Source organism: Streptomyces californicus, assembly GCF_000717645.1.
GTDB classification, from domain to species: Bacteria; Actinomycetota; Actinomycetes; order Streptomycetales; family Streptomycetaceae; genus Streptomyces; species Streptomyces californicus.
Genome location: NZ_JNZZ01000007.1, coordinates 155,260 through 170,291, shown reverse-complemented (window position 1 = coordinate 170,291; position 15,032 = coordinate 155,260). Strand labels below are relative to the sequence as shown.

Below are 15,032 nucleotides of genomic sequence, written 5' to 3'. Positions count from 1 at the left end.
CGGCGGCTCCCCCGCCCCGGACGCGCCCCGGGGCCCGGGAAGCCCGTGCCCCTTCAGCCGATGTCGGGCGGGTCGATCCTGATGCGGACCGGGTCGGCCGCCCCCTTGGCCATCCGGGCAGCGAGCGCCGTCTTGAGGGCGCGGGCGAGCGCCGCCCCCCGGCCCGGCACGACCCGGACCAGGGCGCGCTCCCAGCTCTCCCCCGGCGGGGCGTCCCCCGGTCTGCGGGGCCTGCCGGGCTCGGCCGAGGGCACCGGCACGGGCCCCAGGATCTCGGCCTCGGGCGGCAGCCCCGCCCCGGCGAGGAACGCGGCCGGCGCGTCGACGGGACCGGTCACCGAGGCCATCCGGGAGACCGGCGGGAAACCCAGCTCGGCCCGCTCCGCCAGCTCCCGCCGGGCGAACCCCGCCGGGTCCCAGCGCACCAGCGCCTGCACCGCGCGCTCCGTCGGCTCGGCCACGATCACCACCGTGCCCCCCTCGTCCTGTCCGCGCACCAGGGCCGCCGCCGCCGTCCACCGGCGCAGCGCCTCCTCCCCCGCCCGCAGATCGGGGCGGCCGAGCATGGCCCAGCCGTCCAGCAGCAGGGCGGCCGCGTAGCCGCCCTCGGCGACGGGCTCGGCGCCCGGCGTGGAGACGACCAGGGCCGGGGCGCCGGGCACCGCGTCCAGGACGTGGTCGCGCCCCGAGGTGCGGACGGGCACGGCGGGAAAGGCCCGGCCCAGCTCCTCCGCCGTGCGGCGGGCGCCGACGATCTGGGCGCGCAGCCGGAAGGACCCGCACTCCGCGCACTGCCAGGCCCCCTCGGGCCGCCCGCACCAGGCGCAGTCCAGATCGCGCTGGTCCGGCGCCTGGAGGGGGCCGGCGCAGTGCCGGCAGCGGGCGGGCGTGCGGCAGCGTTCGCAGGCGAGGCGGGGGGCGTAGCCGCGGCGGGGCACCTGGACCAGCACCGGACCGCTGCGCAGCCCGTCGCGCACCGCACCCCAGGCGAGGCTGGGCAGCCGGGCCGAGCGGGCGGCCCCGTCCCTGGCCAGCTCGCCGTCCCCGACCGTACGGATCAGGGGGGCGGCCCGGCGCAGCCGCTCGCGGTCGGCGAGGAGGGGCAGTGCCCAGCCGCTCTCCACGAGCTGGGCGGCCTCCACCGTGCAGCTCGTCCCGCCGAGCAGGAAGCCGCAGCGGCCCTGGGTCGCGCGCAGTTCCAGGACCTCGCGGACGTGCGGGAAGGGGGCGTTGTCGTCGCTGTGGCTGGAGTCGCCGTCGTCCCAGACGACGACGAGCCCGAGGTCGCGGAGGGGAGCGAACATGGCGGCCCGGGTGCCCACGACCGCCCGCACCGAGCCCCGGCGCACCGCGAGCCACTGGCGGTAGCGCTTCTCGGGGCCGGACTCGGCGGTCAGCAGGGCGTGCCGGCCCGTGCCGAGCGCTTCGGTCAGCGCCGCGTCGACCCGGGCGGCGGCCCGGCCGTCCGGGACGACGACGAGGGCGCCGCGCCCGGAGGAGAGCGTCGCCGCGACGGCCCCGGCGATCTCGGCGGGCCAGTGCGGTCCGGGCAGGGCGGTCCACACCGCGCGCGGCGCCCCGCCCTCGGCCAGCGCGCGCAGGAAGGCCGGCCCCTGGGCGTACCGCTCCCAGGAGCCCGGCGGCGGCGCCGGGGGCGGCGGCAGCGGCTCCGGGGACGGCCTGGACTCGGCGCGCCCGTTGCGGGGCGGCACGGCGAGCTGCACGACGTCGGCCAGGCTGCCCGCGTACCGGTCGGCGACCGCGCGGCACAGGGCGAGCAGGTCGGGCCCGAGGACCGGCTCCGGGGAGACCACCGAGGCGAGGGCGGCCAGCGCCCCCCGGTAGTCGGAGTCGGCGCGGCGCTCGACGATGAAGCCGTCGATCAGCCCGCCGCCCTCGCGCCGCCCGCCCTGGACGTTGCGCCCCCCGGCGCCGAACCGGACCCGGACCCGGACGCCGGGCCGGGCGTCGGCGTCCAGCTCCTCGGGGACCGCGTAGTCGAAGAACTGGTCGAGGTGGAGCACGCCCTTGTTGACCAGGACGCGGGCGACGGGAAGCTCGCGGGCGAGGGCCGCGCCGCGCCAGGTCCGCGGCTTGGCGCGCGGCACCTTCGCCCGGCGGACGGTCTCCCGGATCAGCGCAAGCTGTTCCGGCGGCCCGGCTCCGGGCTCGGCGGACTGCTCGTTCTCGCTGCTCACAGCTGCATTCCTACCAGAGGGCGGTGACAGCGGCCGGGGCACGACGGCGGGGCCCGGCCACCGCGTTCGGTGTCCGGGCCCCGCCGTCGGATCCTGCCGGGAACGCCCGGTTACAGACCGGCGGCGGCGCGCAGGGCGTCCACGCGGTCGGTGCGCTCCCAGGTGAAGTCGGGCAGCTCGCGGCCGAAGTGGCCGTAGGCGGCGGTCTGGGCGTAGATCGGGCGGAGCAGGTCGAGGTCCCGGATGATCGCGGCCGGGCGGAGGTCGAAGACCTCGCCGATCGCGTGCTCGATCTTGTCCGTGTCGACCGCGGCGGTGCCGAAGGTCTCGACGAAGAGACCGACGGGCTCGGCCTTGCCGATGGCGTACGCGACCTGGACCTCGCAGCGGGCGGCGAGACCGGCGGCCACAACGTTCTTGGCGACCCAGCGCATCGCGTAGGCGGCGGAGCGGTCGACCTTGGACGGGTCCTTGCCCGAGAAGGCGCCGCCGCCGTGGCGGGCCATGCCGCCGTAGGTGTCGATGATGATCTTGCGGCCGGTGAGGCCCGCGTCGCCCATCGGGCCGCCGATCTCGAAGCGGCCGGTCGGGTTCACCAGGAGGCGGTAGCCCTCGGTGTCCAGCTTGATGCCGTCCTCGACGAGCTGCGCGAGGACGTGCTCGACGACGAACTCGCGGATGTCGGGGGCGAGCAGCGAGTCCAGGTCGATGTCGGAGGCGTGCTGCGAGGAGACGACCACCGTGTCGAGCCGGACCGCCTTGTCACCGTCGTACTCGATGGTGACCTGGGTCTTGCCGTCGGGGCGCAGGTAGGGGATGGTCCCGTTCTTGCGCACCTCGGACAGCCGCCGGGAGAGGCGGTGCGCCAGGTAGATCGGGAGGGGCATCAGCTCGGGGGTCTCGTCGCAGGCGTAGCCGAACATCAGGCCCTGGTCGCCCGCGCCCTGCTTGTCGAGCTCGTCCTCATCGCCCTCGACCCGCTTCTCGTACGCGGTGTCGACACCCTGGGCGATGTCGGGCGACTGGGCGCCAATCGACACCGAGACGCCGCAGGAAGCACCGTCGAAGCCCTTTTTGGAGGAGTCGTAACCGATCTCCAGAACCTTGTTGCGCACGAGGTTGGGGATGTCGGCGTAGGCCTTGGTGGTGACCTCGCCCGCGACATGCACCAGACCGGTGGTGATCAAGGTCTCGACGGCCACGCGCGAGGAGGGGTCCTCGGTCAGGAGGGCGTCGAGAATCGTGTCGCTGATCTGGTCAGCGATCTTGTCGGGGTGACCCTCGGTGACGGATTCCGAGGTGAAGAGACGGCGGGACACATCGCTCCCTGGGGTTGCAGCGGCTGCTGGCTGATCATGGGCGGCACGTCCGAGAGCTGCGCTCGGGTACGTGCCGTCCGCCAGCTTATCGGTCACATCCGGCGACCGGGCCAGGTGTCTCGCTCTTTGGGAGGTTCGTGACGTGTGCCACGGAGCTCACCGGTAGGACAATCCGCCTTCCCGGCCCGGCGCTTTGAGGCTTATGGGATGGTTTCGCTCGCCCAGGAGGCGGATGGTCACCGCGACCGGAGGCTTTCCGAAACCAGGTCCCACACCGTGTCGGCGAGGGCCTCCTTGGGGCCGTACGGGACCGGGGTCTCCCGGCCGTCCGCGGCGAGGACGACCGCCTCGTTCTCCTCGGCGCCGAAGGTCCTGCGCTCCCCCACCTCGTTGACCACGAGGAGGTCGCACCCCTTGCGGCGGAGCTTCGCCCGGCCGTTGGCCAGAACGTCGTCGGTCTCGGCGGCGAATCCGACGACGAGCTGTCCGGGCCGGGCGCGCTCGGCGGAGATCTCGGCGAGGATGTCGGGGTTGCGGACCAGGGTGAGCGCGGGCGCCTCCTCGCCGTCCTTCTTCTTGATCTTGCCGGTGGCGTACTCGGCGGGGCGGAAGTCGGCGACGGCGGCCGCCATCACGACGACGTCCGCGTCGGGCGCGGCCTTCAGCACGGCCTCGCGGAGCTGGACGGCGGTGCCCACGCGTACGACGTCGGCCCCGGCGGGGTCGGGCAGCCCCGTGCCGGCCTCGATCAGGGTGACCCGCGCCCCCCGGGCCACGGCGGTCCGCGCCAGCGCGTACCCCTGCTTGCCGGAGGAGCGGTTGCCCAGGAAGCGGACCGGGTCGAGCGGCTCGCGGGTGCCGCCTGCGCTGATCACCACATGGCGGCCCGCGAGGTCGGGTTCGGCGACCCCGCGCGCCAGCACCCGGCGGCAGACCTCGAAGATCTCGCCCGGATCGGGCAGCCGGCCCTTGCCGGTGTCGACCCCGGTGAGCCGTCCGACCGCAGGCTCGACGACGACCGCGCCCCGGCGGCGCAGGGTCGCCACATTCTCCTGGGTGGCCGGGTGCTCCCACATCTCCGTGTGCATCGCGGGGGCGAAGACCACCGGACAGCGGGCGGTAAGGAGGGTGTTGGTGAGGAGGTCGTCGGCGAGCCCGTGGGCGGCCTTGGCCAGCATGTCCGCGGTGGCCGGGGCGACCACCACGAGGTCGGCCTCCTGGCCGATCCGCACGTGCGGGACCTCGTGGACGTCCTGCCAGACCTCGTCGGAGACCGGATGGCCGGAGAGCGCCGACCAGGTGGCGGCCCCCACGAAATGCAGCGAGGCGGCGGTCGGCACGACCCGTACGTCGTGTCCGGACTCGGTCAGCCGGCGCAGCAGCTCGCACGCCTTGTAGGCGGCGATGCCCCCGCTGACCCCCAGGACCACCTTCGGCTTGTCCACTGCGTCTCCCCGCACTCGGCGCCGTCACGGCAACTTGTGCGTCCCATGCTGCCTCACCGCGCGCGGCGCGTTCATCCGGCCCCGGACACACCTCAGGCCCGGCGGACGGGCCGCCGGGCCTGGAGTGAAGGTGCTGTGGTGCTGCCGCTCTACTGCGCGGGGCCCTCGATGGCCTCGGAGGTCAGCAGACCGGCGTTGATCTCGCGGAGCGCGATCGACAGCGGCTTCTCGTGCACGTGGGTGTCGACGAGCGGACCGACGTACTCGAGGAGGCCTTCACCGAGCTGCGAGTAGTACGCGTTGATCTGGCGGGCGCGCTTGGCCGCGTAGATCACCAGGCTGTACTTCGAGTCGGTGGCCTCGAGGAGCTCATCAATCGGCGGGTTGATGATGCCCTCGGGCGTGGTGATGGAAGAGGACACTCTCTGCCTTCCGAAGGGGGTGTAGATCAAAGATCAGGGGATCTGGACGATCACGGAGATCTAAGCCTGAAGCATCAAGGCTAGCAGCTCGCGTGCGACGTCCTCGACGGAGGTGTTGACCAGCGTCGTATCGAACTCCGCCTCGGCGGCGAGTTCGACCTTGGCGGCGGCGAGGCGGCGCTCGATGACCTCGGGGGCCTCGGTGCCCCGGCCGGTGAGCCGGCGCACCAGCTCCTCCCAGCTCGGAGGGGCGAGGAAGACCAGACGGGCGTCGGCCATCGACTGGCGGACCAGCCGGGCGCCCTGGAGGTCGATCTCCAGGAGGACCGGCTCGCCGGCCTCCAGGCGGTCGAGCACGGCGCGGCGCGGCGTGCCGTAGCGGTTGCCCGCGAACTCGGCCCACTCCAGCAGCTCGCCGTTGGCGATGAGCTTGTCGAACTCCTCGTCGTCCACGAAGAAGTAGTGGACGCCGTTGCGCTCCCCGGGGCGCGGCTTGCGCGTCGTCGCCGACACGGAGAGCCAGACCTCGGGGTGCACGGAGCGCATATGGGCGACGACCGTGCTCTTGCCGACCCCTGAGGGGCCGGAGAGCACGGTCAGCCGCGGACGTACGTCCGGGGGTACGGGGGACGTCCCCCGGGATGTTGCAGCCATGGGGCGATTATCCAGGTTCTCAGGAGTGCCTGAGAACGTCAGGCGGGGCTGCCGCCGAACTCACGCTCCAGGGATGCGATCTGGTTGGAGCCAAGACCCCTGACCCGGCGGCTCTCGGAGATGCCGAGACGCTCCATGATCTGCTTGGCGCGGACCTTGCCGACGCCCGGCAGGGATTCCAGCAGTGCGGAGACCTTCATCTTCCCGATGACGTCGTTCTCCTGGCCCTGCTTGATGACCTCGTGGAGGGAGGCGCCGGAGTGCTTGAGTCGATTCTTGACCTCGGCCCGCTCCCGGCGAGCCGCGGCGGCCTTTTCGAGCGCGGCTGCGCGCTGTTCAGGGGTAAGGGGCGGAAGAGCCACGCCTACGTCACCTCGGATGTCGATCTGTCGGATACGGACCGGCGGGACGCTGGACGCCCCCCGCCAGGTGAGTGGAGAACACGCTGTGCTCGCCGCTCTCGTCGGAGACTAGCGCCAAGGACCGCCGTAGTCAGCGAGAACAGACGAAAAGTCCTGGTCAGCTGTGGCTGACCAGGACTTTCGCGACATATCGACCGGGTTTCTGGTCAGTAACTCGTCAACGCGCTGTGAACGTGTCAGGGTCAGTTGCCGGACACGGCGTCGCGGACCTCGTCCGCGAACCGTCCGGCGGCCTCGCGCAGCCCGGAAACGTCCGGGCCGTGGCGGAGCACGCCCCGGCTCACACTGGGCACCACGTTGCCCACCGCGTCACCGAAGACGGCCGGGAGATCCGCGGGGGTCGCGCCCTGGGCGCCGATGCCGGGGGCGAGCAGCGGTCCGTTGATCGACAGGTCCGCACCCGCGTCGCCGAGCGTCGCGCCGACCACCGCGCCGACCGAGCCGAGCGGAGCCGCCCCGGCGTTCTCGGCGGCCATGTGGTCCAGCATCAGCTGGGCGAGCGAGCGGCCGTCGGCGGCGGTGGCCCGCTGGACCTCGGCCCCCTCCGGGTTGGAGGTGAGGGCCAGCACGAAGACGCCCGAGCCGGAGGCCGCGGCGGCGTCCAGCGCCGGGCGCAGCGAGCCGAATCCGAGGTACGGGGAGACGGTGACCGCGTCCGAGAAGAGCGGCGAGTCCTCGTCCAGATAGGTCGCGGCGTACGCCCCCATCGTGGAGCCGATGTCGCCGCGCTTGGCGTCCATCAGCACGAGGGCCCCGGCGGCCCGCGCCTCCGCGACGGCCTTCTCCAGTACGGCGACGCCGCGCGATCCGAAGCGCTCGAAGAACGCGGACTGCGGCTTGAGGACGGCGACCCGGTCGGCCAGCGCCTCCACGACGGTCCGGGTGAAGCGCTCCAGACCGGCGACGTCGTCGTTCAGGCCCCAGGAGGCGAGCAGGGAGGCGTGCGGGTCGATGCCGACGCAGAGCGGCCCGCGGGTGTCCATGGCGTGGCGCAGACGGGTACCGAAGGGTTCGGGCGTCACTGGGCGGCCTTCTTCCGGGTCTCGGCGCCGACGGCCTCGGCGAGGGTGGCGTACGGGGAGGCGGCGAGCCGGGCGGCGAGGCCCTTGTGGATCGCGCGGGCGTAGAAGGGGCCCTCGTAGATGAAGGCGCTGTAGCCCTGGACGAGGGTGGCCCCGGCGAGGATCCGCTGCCAGGCGTCCTCGGCGTTCTCGACGCCGCCGACGCCGACGAGGGTGATCCGGTCGCCCACGCGGGCGTACAGGCGGCTCAGGACCTCCAGCGAGCGGGCCTTGAGGGGTGCGCCGGAGAGTCCGCCGGTCTCCCCCACCAGCTCCGGTCCGGACGTCAGGCCCAGGCCCTCGCGGGCGATGGTGGTGTTGGTGGCGATGATGCCGTCCAGGCCCAGTTCCACGGCGAGGTCGGCGACCGCGTCGACGTCCTCGTCAGCGAGGTCGGGGGCGATCTTGACGAGCAGCGGGACGCGCCGGGCGGTGACGGTGCGGTCGGCGGCCTCGCGTACGGCGGTGAGCAGCGGTCGCAGCGACTCGGTGGCCTGGAGGTTGCGCAGGCCGGGCGTGTTGGGCGAGGAGACGTTGACGACCAGGTAGTCGGCGTGGGCGGCGAGCCGCTCGGTGGACTTCACGTAGTCGGCGGCGGCCTCGGCCTCGGGAACGACCTTGGTCTTGCCGATGTTGACGCCGACCGTGGTGCGGAAGACCGGGTTGCGGGCGGCGAGACGGGCGGCGACGGCGGCGGAGCCCTCGTTGTTGAAGCCCATGCGGTTGATCAGCGCACGGTCGGCGACGAGCCGGAAGAGGCGCTTCCTGGGGTTGCCGGGCTGCGGTTCGCCGGTGACGGTGCCGATCTCGATGTGGTCGAACCCGAGCATCGCCATGCCGTCGATCGCGACGGCGTTCTTGTCGAAGCCGGCGGCGAGCCCGAAGGGGCCGTGCATCCGCAGGCCGAGGGCCTCGGTGCGCAGCTCCTCGTGGCGGGGGGCGAGGGCGGCGGCGACGTACGTGCGCAGGACGGGGACGCGGGCGGCGAGGCGGATCCAGCGGAAGGCCGCTTCATGGGCCCGCTCGGGGTCCATCCGCTTGAAGACCAGCCGGAAGAAGAGCTTGTACATGGAGAGTTGTCCTCACAAAGAGGGGGACACCGTTTCCGGTGTCCCCCTGCTGGGCTGCCGGGGTGCCCGGCGGATCAGGTCGCGGAACCGGTCATGATCCGCCGGGGCCCCTCAGTCGCGGGCCGCTGTCAGGTGCTCGGCGTGCTCCTGGAGGGAGCGGACGCCGACGTCGCCGTGGTTGAGGGCGTCGATGCCCTGGACGGCGGCGGCGAGCGCCTGGACCGTGGTCAGGCACGGGACGGAGCGGGAGACGGCCGCGGTGCGGATCTCGTAGCCGTCGAGCCGGCCGCCGGTGCCGTACGGCGTGTTGACGATGAGGTCGACCTCGCCGTCGTGGATGTGCTGGACGATGGTCTTCTCGCCGTTCGGGCCGGGGCCCTCGGACTGCTTGCGCACGACGGTGGCGTTGATGCCGTTGCGCTTGAGGACCTCGGCGGTGCCGGAGGTGGCCATCAGCTCGAAGCCGTGGGCGACCAGCTCACGGGCCGGGAAGATCATCGAGCGCTTGTCGCGGTTGGCGACCGAGATGAACGCGCGGCCCGAGGTGGGCAGCGGCCCGTAGGCGCCGGCCTGCGACTTGGCGTACGCCGTGCCGAAGACCGAGTCGATGCCCATGACCTCGCCGGTGGAGCGCATCTCCGGGCCGAGGACCGTGTCGACGCCCCGGCCGTGGATGTCGCGGAAGCGCGACCACGGCATCACGGCCTCCTTGACGGAGATCGGCGCGTCCAGCGGCAGGGTGCCGCCGTCCCCGGTCTTCGGCAGCAGGCCCTCCGCGCGCAGCTCGGCGATGGTCGCGCCCAGCGAGATGCGGGCGGCGGCCTTGGCGAGCGGCACTGCGGTGGCCTTCGAGGTGAAGGGGACCGTGCGGGAGGCGCGCGGGTTGGCCTCCAGGACGTAGAGGATGTCGCCGGAGAGCGCGAACTGGATGTTGATCAGTCCGAGCACGCCGACGCCCTTGGCGATGCCCTCGGTGGAGGCGCGCAGCCGCTTGACGTCGAAGCCGCCGAGGGTGATCGGGGGCAGGGCGCAGGCCGAGTCGCCGGAGTGGATGCCGGCCTCCTCGATGTGCTCCATGACGCCGCCGAGGTAGAGCTCGTGGCCGTCGTAGAGGGCGTCCACGTCGATCTCGATGGCGTCGTCGAGGAAGCGGTCGACCAGGACCGGCCGGGTGGGGCTGATCTCGGTGGACTCGGCGATGTACGAGGACAGGCGCGCCTCGTCGTACACGATCTCCATGCCGCGTCCGCCGAGGACGTACGACGGGCGTACGAGGACCGGGTAGCCGATCTCGTCGGCGATGGCCTTGGCCTCGCCGAAGGTGGTGGCGGTGCCGTGCTTGGGCGCGGGCAGTCCGGCCTCGGCGAGGACGCGGCCGAAGGCGCCGCGGTCCTCGGCGGCGTGGATGGCCTCGGGCGAGGTGCCGACGACGGGGACGCCGTTGTCCTTGAGCGCCTGGGAGAGGCCGAGCGGGGTCTGGCCGCCGAGCTGCACGACGACGCCGGCGATGGGGCCCGCCAGCGATTCGGCGTGGACGATCTCCAGCACGTCCTCCAGGGTGAGCGGCTCGAAGTAGAGCCGGTCGGAGGTGTCGTAGTCGGTGGAGACGGTCTCCGGGTTGCAGTTGACCATGACGGTCTCGTAGCCCGCGTCGCTCAGCGCGAAGGAGGCGTGCACGCAGGAGTAGTCGAACTCGATGCCCTGGCCGATGCGGTTGGGGCCCGAGCCGAGGATGATCACGGCCGGCTTGGTACGGGTCGCGACCTCGCTCTCCTCGTCGTACGAGGAGTAGAAGTACGGCGTCCTCGCGGCGAACTCGGCGGCGCAGGTGTCCACGGTCTTGTAGACGGGACGGATGCCGAGGGCGTGCCGGACCTCGCGGACGACGTCCTCGCGCAGCCCGCGGATCTCGCCGATCTGGGCGTCGGAGAAGCCGTGCCGCTTGGCTTCGGCGATCAGGTCGGCGTCCAGGCGTTCGGCGGCGGCCAGCTCGTCGGCGATCTCCTTGATCAGGAAGAGCTGGTCGACGAACCAGGGGTCGATCTTCGTGGCGTCGAAGACCTCCTCCTGGGTGGCTCCGGCGCGGATCGCCCGCATGACGGTGTTGATCCGGCCGTCGGTCGGACGGACCGCCTCCGCCAGCAGCTCGGCCTTGTCGCCGACCGGGCCGGTGAAGGCGAACTGGGAGCCCTTCTTCTCCAGCGAGCGCAGGGCCTTCTGGAGGGCCTCGGTGAAGTTCCGGCCGATCGCCATGGCCTCGCCCACCGACTTCATGGTGGTGGTGAGGGTGGAGTCGGCGGAGGGGAACTTCTCGAAGGCGAAGCGCGGGGCCTTGACGACGACGTAGTCGAGGGTCGGCTCGAAGGAGGCCGGGGTCTTCTCGGTGATGTCGTTGGGGATCTCGTCCAGGGTGTAGCCCACGGCCAGCTTGGCGGCGATCTTGGCGATCGGGAAGCCGGTGGCCTTGGAGGCGAGCGCCGAGGAGCGGGAGACGCGCGGGTTCATCTCGATGACGATGACCCGGCCGTCGGTGGGGTCGATGGCGAACTGGATGTTGCAGCCGCCGGTGTCGACGCCGACCTCGCGGATGATCGCGATACCGACGTCGCGCAGCCGCTGGTACTCGCGGTCGGTGAGCGTCATCGCCGGGGCGACGGTGATGGAGTCGCCGGTGTGGACGCCCATCGGGTCGAAGTTCTCGATGGAGCAGACGACCACGACGTTGTCGTTCCGGTCGCGCATCAGCTCCAGCTCGTACTCCTTCCAGCCGAGGATGGACTCCTCCAGGAGCACCTCGGTGGTCGGGGAGAGCGTGAGGCCCTGTCCGGCGATGCGGCGCAGCTCCTCCTCGTCGTGGGCGAAGCCGGAGCCGGCGCCGCCCATGGTGAAGGAGGGGCGGACGACGACGGGGTAGCCGCCGAGGGTGTCGACGCCCGCGAGGACGTCGTCCATGGAGTGGCAGATGACGGAGCGGGCGGACTCGCCGTAGCCGATCTTCTCCTTGACGGCCTCCACGACGCCCTTGAAGAGGTCGCGGTCCTCGCCCTTGTTGATCGCCTCGACGTTGGCGCCGATGAGCTCGACGCCGTACTTCTCCAGGACGCCGTTCTCGTGCATCGAGATCGCGGTGTTGAGCGCGGTCTGGCCGCCGAGGGTGGGCAGGAGCGCGTCGGGGCGCTCCTTGGCGATGATCTTCTCGACGAACTCGGGGGTGATCGGCTCGACGTACGTGGCGTCGGCGATCTCCGGGTCGGTCATGATCGTCGCCGGGTTGGAGTTCACCAGGATGACGCGCAGGCCCTCGGCCTTGAGGACGCGGCAGGCCTGGGTGCCGGAGTAGTCGAACTCGGCGGCCTGGCCGATGACGATCGGACCGGAGCCGATGACCAGGACGGACTGGATATCGGAGCGCTTAGGCACGCTGGTCCTCCATCAGGGATACGAAGCGGTCGAAGAGGTACGCGGCGTCGTGCGGGCCGGCCGCGGCCTCGGGGTGGTACTGGACGCTGAAGGCGGGCCGGTCCAGGAGCCGGAGCCCCTCGACCACCTGGTCGTTCAGGCAGACGTGGGAGACCTCGGCGCGGCCGAACTCGGTGTCGGAGGCGCGGTCCAGCGGGGCGTCGACGGCGAAGCCGTGGTTGTGCGCGGTGACCTCGACCTTGCCGGTGGTGCGGTCCTGCACCGGCTGGTTGATGCCGCGGTGGCCGTACTTCAGCTTGTAGGTGCCGAAGCCGAGGGCGCGGCCGAGGATCTGGTTGCCGAAGCAGATGCCGAACAGCGGGGTGGAGCGCTCCAGGACGCCGCGCATGAGGGCGACGGGGTGGTCGGCGGTGGCCGGGTCGCCGGGGCCGTTGGAGAAGAAGACGCCGTCGGGGGCGACCGCGTACACCTCCTCCAGGGTGGCGGTGGCGGGCAGGACGTGGACCTCGATGCCGCGTTCGGCCATCCGGTGGGGGGTCATGCCCTTGATGCCGAGGTCGATCGCGGCGACGGTGAACTTCTTCGTGCCGATGGCGGGGACGACGTACGCCTCCTTGGTGGCGACCTCGGCGGAGAGGTCGGCGCCCACCATCTCGGGGGCCTGCCGGACGCGCTCCAGCAGTGCGGCCTCGTCGGGCAGCGCCTCGCCGGAGAAGATCCCGACGCGCATGGCGCCGCGCTCGCGCAGGTGGCGGGTGAGGGCGCGGGTGTCGACGCCGCTGATGCCGACGACGCCCTGGGCCGCCAGCTCCTCGTCGAGGGTGCGCTGCGAGCGCCAGTTGGAGGGCTTGCGGGCGGGGTCGCGGACGACGTAGCCGGAGACCCAGATGCGGGCGGACTCGGGGTCCTCGTCGTTGACGCCGGTGTTGCCGACGTGCGGGGCCGTCATGACGACGACCTGGCGGTGGTACGAGGGGTCGGTCAGCGTCTCCTGGTAGCCGGTCATGCCGGTGGAGAACACCGCCTCGCCGAAGGTCTCCCCCACGGCCCCGTAGGCGCGGCCGCGGAAGGCGCGGCCGTCCTCCAGGACGAGTACGGCAGGGGTCCGGGCCCCCCGGGTGGAGATCATCATCGTGCGGTGCCTTCCGTCGTGGTGCTGGTGAGTTCGGTGGCGGCCGGGGCGGCGGCGAGCCGGGTGACGGCGTCGACCCAGGCCGGGTGCTCGGCGGCGCGGTCGGAGCGGAAGCCGGAGTCGATCAGCGTCTCTCCGTGCGCCCAGGTGATGATCAGCAGGCCGCCCTCGGGGAGGACCTTGCCTGCCAGCGCCTTGTCGAGCCGGGCCTCGCGCAGGGCGTCGGCCGGGACGAAGAAGTCGGTGGCTCCGGGGCGCTGGACGCGCAGGCCGCGGGCGGTGAGCGTCAGCTCGGTACGGCTGCGGGTGCCCAGGCCGTGCGCGACGATCCGGTCGAGCCACTGCCCGGCGGTGGTGGAGGCGTGGTAGCGCCCCTGGAGCGTGAGCAGCGGTTCGTCGGAGGCGAAGTCCTCGGGGGCCTCGGGCAGCTCCGGCAGGCCGGACTGGAGGCTGGCGCGCCACTTCCAGCCCTGGCGCATCAGCCAGTAGACGAGGGCGACGAAGACGAGCAGGCCGGCCACCCAGGCGATGCGGGCGGCCCAGTCCGTCACTTCCGCCGACTTCTGCTCGGCGGCCAGGTGGTGCAGGGGGGTCAGAGTGATCACGCGAGCTTCCCGTCGACGACCGTGGCACAGCCCCGCAGGAAGGTGTGGGTGACGCGGCCCGGCAGCTCACGGCCCTCGTAGGGGGTGTTGCGGCTGCGGGACGCGAAGCCCGCGGGGTCCACGGCTCCACGGTATGCCGGATCGACCAGCGTGAGGTTGGCGGGCTCACCCGCCGAGACGGGGCGGCCGTGTCCGGCGAGCCGGCCGATGGCGGCGGGGCGGAAGGACATGCGGTCGGCGACGCCGGCCCAGTCGATCAGCCCGGTGTCCACCATCGTCTGCTGGACGACCGAGAGCGCGGTCTCCAGGCCGACCATGCCCATGGCGGCCGCGGCCCACTCGCAGTCCTTGTCCTCGTGCGGGTGCGGGGCGTGGTCGGTGGCGACGCAGTCGATCGTGCCGTCGGCGAGGGCCTCGCGCAGGGCCAGGACGTCGGCCTCGGTGCGCAGCGGCGGGTTCACCTTGTAGACCGGGTTGTAGGTGCGGACCAGCTCGTCGGTGAGGAGGAGGTGGTGCGGGGTGACCTCGGCGGTGACGTTCCAGCCCTTGGACTTGGCCCAGCGGACGATCTCGACGGAGCCGGCGGTGGAGAGGTGGCAGATGTGGACGCGGGAGCCGACGTGGGCGGCGAGGAGGACGTCGCGGGCGATGATCGACTCCTCGGCGACGGCGGGCCAGCCGCCGAGCCCGAGTTCGGCGGAGACGACGCCCTCGTTCATCTGGGCGCCCTCGGTGAGGCGGGGCTCCTGGGCGTGCTGGGCGACGACGCCGTCGAAGGCCTTCACGTACTCCAGGGCGCGGCGCATGATGACCGCGTCGTCGACGCACTTGCCGTCGTCGGAGAAGACCTTCACCCCGGCGGCCGAGTCGTGCATGGCGCCCAGTTCGGCGAGCTGCTTGCCCTCCAGGCCGACGGTGACCGCGCCGACGGGCTGCACGTCGCAGTAGCCGGACTCCCTGCCGAGCCGCCAGACCTGCTCGACCACGCCGGCGGTGTCGGCGACGGGGAAGGTGTTGGCCATGGCGTGCACGGCGGTGAAGCCGCCGACGGCCGCCGCCCTGGTGCCGGTGAGGACGGTCTCGGAGTCCTCGCGGCCGGGCTCGCGCAGATGGGTGTGGAGGTCGACCAGGCCGGGCAGCAGGATCCGCCCCTCGGCCTCGATCACGGTGGCGTCGCCGGCGTCGAGGCCGGTGCCGACCTCGGCGGTGGTCTCGCCGTCGATCAGAACGTCCTGCGGCTCGCCGCCGAGGACCCGCGCACCGCGGATAAGGATCTTGCTCATG

The 15,032-nt window shown here is 72.5% G+C and carries 12 protein-coding genes; all 12 read right to left on the bottom strand.

Going from position 1 to position 15,032, the window contains the following annotated elements; all coding sequences use genetic code 11:
• Positions 1-53: 53 nt before the first annotated feature.
• The gene (locus tag IF19_RS0111675; protein ID WP_030116285.1) at positions 54-2,198 is read right to left on the bottom strand and encodes a primosomal protein N'; all 2,145 of its coding nucleotides are present in this window, start codon (positions 2,196-2,198) and stop codon (positions 54-56) included.
• Between the two features lie 110 nt (positions 2,199-2,308).
• On the bottom strand, positions 2,309-3,517 hold the full coding sequence (gene metK / locus IF19_RS0111670) for a methionine adenosyltransferase (protein ID WP_030116284.1): 1,209 nt from the start codon (positions 3,515-3,517) through the stop codon (positions 2,309-2,311).
• A 236-nt stretch (positions 3,518-3,753) separates the two neighbouring features.
• Entirely contained in the window at positions 3,754-4,962 is a 1,209-nt protein-coding gene (gene coaBC / locus IF19_RS0111665; protein WP_030276871.1) for a bifunctional phosphopantothenoylcysteine decarboxylase/phosphopantothenate--cysteine ligase CoaBC, read from the bottom strand.
• A gap of 149 nt (positions 4,963-5,111) precedes the next feature.
• Complete coding sequence (rpoZ, locus tag IF19_RS0111660) at positions 5,112-5,384, bottom strand: DNA-directed RNA polymerase subunit omega (RefSeq protein ID WP_003970369.1); 273 nt, start codon at positions 5,382-5,384, stop codon at positions 5,112-5,114.
• 60 nt (positions 5,385-5,444) lie between these two features.
• Entirely contained in the window at positions 5,445-6,038 is a 594-nt protein-coding gene (gene gmk, locus IF19_RS0111655) for a guanylate kinase (RefSeq protein ID WP_030724089.1), read from the bottom strand.
• 38 nt (positions 6,039-6,076) lie between these two features.
• Positions 6,077-6,400 carry an integration host factor gene (locus tag IF19_RS0111650; RefSeq protein WP_003970367.1) on the bottom strand — a complete coding sequence of 108 codons (324 nt, stop codon included), beginning with the start codon at positions 6,398-6,400 and terminating at the stop codon, positions 6,077-6,079.
• 242 nt (positions 6,401-6,642) lie between these two features.
• Positions 6,643-7,482: an orotidine-5'-phosphate decarboxylase gene (pyrF, locus tag IF19_RS0111645; RefSeq protein WP_030119949.1), complete on the bottom strand. Its 840-nt coding sequence runs from the start codon at positions 7,480-7,482 to the stop codon at positions 6,643-6,645.
• Complete coding sequence (locus tag IF19_RS0111640; protein WP_030116281.1) at positions 7,479-8,591, bottom strand: quinone-dependent dihydroorotate dehydrogenase; 1,113 nt, start codon at positions 8,589-8,591, stop codon at positions 7,479-7,481. Before IF19_RS0111640 ends, pyrF begins: the two co-directional genes overlap by 4 nt.
• Positions 8,592-8,702: 111 nt before the next feature.
• On the bottom strand, positions 8,703-12,011 hold the full coding sequence (carB, locus tag IF19_RS0111635) for a carbamoyl-phosphate synthase large subunit (protein ID WP_030116280.1): 3,309 nt from the start codon (positions 12,009-12,011) through the stop codon (positions 8,703-8,705).
• Positions 12,004-13,143, bottom strand: a complete 1,140-nt coding sequence (gene carA, locus IF19_RS0111630) for a glutamine-hydrolyzing carbamoyl-phosphate synthase small subunit (protein ID WP_030116279.1) — start codon at positions 13,141-13,143, stop codon at positions 12,004-12,006. The genes carB and carA overlap by 8 nt, the downstream gene beginning before the upstream one ends.
• A complete protein-coding gene (locus tag IF19_RS0111625; protein ID WP_030116278.1) occupies positions 13,140-13,748 on the bottom strand; it encodes a PH-like domain-containing protein in 609 nt (202 codons plus the stop codon). Before IF19_RS0111625 ends, carA begins: the two co-directional genes overlap by 4 nt.
• Positions 13,745-15,031, bottom strand: coding sequence for a dihydroorotase (locus tag IF19_RS0111620; protein WP_030116277.1), 1,287 nt, complete (start codon positions 15,029-15,031; stop codon positions 13,745-13,747). The genes IF19_RS0111625 and IF19_RS0111620 overlap by 4 nt, the downstream gene beginning before the upstream one ends.
• Between the last annotated feature and the right edge of the window lies 1 nt (position 15,032).